We start from the raw sequence: 2328 nt of genomic DNA, 5'->3' as shown, positions 1-2328 counted from the left end.
CGACGAAGGCGAGCGGCGCACCGCGGGCGTCTTCTCCGGGGCCTCTTCGGGAGGCAGCGACGGCACGCGGGAGATGGCCGTCTCGTGGTCGCTCATCAGGGCCTGTGGGGCCTGATGCGGCTGCGTGACGCGGAGGCTGTCCTGCGTGGAGGACCGTGAAGGACGGGGACGCGAATCTTCCGAACCGGTGTTCGAAGCGTCGCGAGGAGGCCGGGGACGCGAGTCTTCCGAGCCGTTGTTCGAGGCATCGCGGCCCGACCGTGCACGGGCGTCATCTGCAGCCCCATGCGCGGCGTCCCGGGCGGAACGCGCACGAGCCTCCTCGGACCCATGCGCGGCCTCGCGAGGAGGACGGGGACGGGAATCCTCGGATGCGCTGAAAGCCTCACGCGGCGGTTTGGGCCGAGCCTCCTCGGGAGGCACGTTGACGGCCTCGCGCGGAGGACGGGGACGCGATTCCTCCGAGGCCTCACGTCCAGCGCGCGGACGCGGATCCTCGGAGCCCTCCCGGGCGGACCGGGCACGGCCTTCCTCGGGCTCACGTCCACCCCGGGCGCGGGGCTCATCGGGCGGAGGCACGAAGGCCGGAGGCCGCGCCTTCGATTCCTCGGGAGGCTGCGCACCCACGCGCGACAGCGGCGTGAGGATGGTCTCTCCCTCGACGTAGCCGGGAGACGTGGTGACCTGGGACGCCGTGATGCGCAGTGACGAATCCAGCATCACCGGCGGCAGGGCCGGCTGGGTGCGCACGCCCGGTTCGGAGTCATCCGGCTGCGCGGCCATCCCGTTCGTGGGCGGAGGCGGCCGGAGCGTCTCCGTGGGAGGCGACACCCGGCGGGACGACGGCGGCGCCGGGGGCTTGCGGACCGCCAGCTCCTCCGTCGTGTTGCGGCGTCCACCCGCTCCCGAAGTGGGAGCCGGTGACGCCTTCGCCGGAGCAGGTGCCTTGGCGGGAGCCGCGGGAGCACGAGGAGGCGGCGGCGTGAGCGGAGCCGTGACCGGATCCGGCATGTCCCCACCGCGAGCAATCACCTGCGCGACCTGCGTCTCGCTGGAGGTGCCATCCCCGTTCGACTGCGCGCCAATGAGCAGCAGGCGGGTCTGGTCGCGGCGCTCGGCGAACAGCCGCAGCATCAATTCGCTGCTCTGCTCCGGGTGCCAGATGCGAGGACCCACGGCGCGCTCGATGGCGCGCGCGAACTCCAGCGTGGTGCCGTAGCGGTCCTCGCGCCGCCTGGCGAGCGCCTTGAGGACGATGGCGTCCAGCTCCGGCGGCACCTCCTTGTTCACGCGCGAGGGCGGAGTCACGTCGCCGCTCAACACGGCGTTCATCATGGCCTCGGCGCTCTTCGCGTAGAACAGACGCATGCCGGTGAGGCATTCGTGCAGCACCACGCCCAGGCTGAACAGGTCGCTGCGGGCGTCCAGCGGGTCACCCATGATCTGTTCCGGGGACATGTAGCCGCTGGTGCCCTTCACCATGCCCACCTGCGTGCGGCCCGCGCGCGCCAGGCTCTTGGCGATGCCGAAGTCGAGCAGCTTGGTGACGCCCTCGTACGTCACCATGATGTTCTTCTCGGCGATGTCGCGGTGGACGACAGGCGAGGGCCGGCCCAGCGGGTCGGTGAAGCTGTGCGCGTAGTTGAGCGCCACGGCCGTGTCGCGCACGGCCATCAGGCTCAGGCCCATGGGGATGGGCTCGTGGGCGGAGCGGCACGCGCGGGCCACCTCCACCAGCGTGGCGCCCGGGACGAACTCCATGGCGAGGAACAGCTCACCGTCCGCCACGTCCAGGTCGTACACGTGGGCGATGTGCGGGTGGTTGAACGCGGCCGTGACCTTGGCCTCGTCCAGGAACATCCGGACGAACTCCTCCTCGCCGCGGATGTCGGGGAGGATCTGCTTCAGCACCACGATCTTGCGGAAGCCGGCCAGGCCCCTCTGGGCCGCGAGGAAAATCTCCGCCATCCCGCCTGTCGACAGGCGGCAGAGCACCTCGTACTTGCCCAACACCCGGCCGCGGAACCCGTCCGGAGTGAGCGTCAGCGTCGTCCCAGCCATGGAAGGGGTCCGACTCTACACCGGTGCAGCCACCGGCGGGAAAGGCCCGGGACCCCGTTTCTGACCGGATGCCAGGGTTTACGAGGATGCGCCTCCGTCCGGGCGAGGACAGGGTTTCCAGAAGCGGGCGCGCGAACTGTCCGACACCGGAGGGCGGCCTCTGGGACGGACAGACAGCGGATGGGGCGCCGGTACCGTGCGTGCCATGGGGCCGCGAGCGCGTCAGGCAGGCAGGTGGGCACGGCGCGTGGGGGCGCTCGTGGGCAT

General features: G+C 71.2%; 1 protein-coding gene. It reads right to left on the bottom strand.

Features of this window, described 5'->3' with window-relative positions:
- A partial coding sequence (locus D7X55_RS38575; protein WP_121725638.1) for a serine/threonine protein kinase occupies window positions 1-2061 on the bottom strand: 2061 nt, incomplete at its 3' end.
- Between the last annotated feature and the right edge of the window lie 267 nt (window positions 2062-2328).

Origin of the sequence: Corallococcus sp. AB049A (genome assembly GCF_003668885.1) — a bacterium.
In the GTDB taxonomy this organism is placed as follows: domain Bacteria; phylum Myxococcota; class Myxococcia; order Myxococcales; family Myxococcaceae; genus Corallococcus; species Corallococcus interemptor.
The sequence above is the reverse complement of the archived record's forward strand: the minus strand, read 5'-3'. Positions and strand labels throughout refer to the sequence as shown.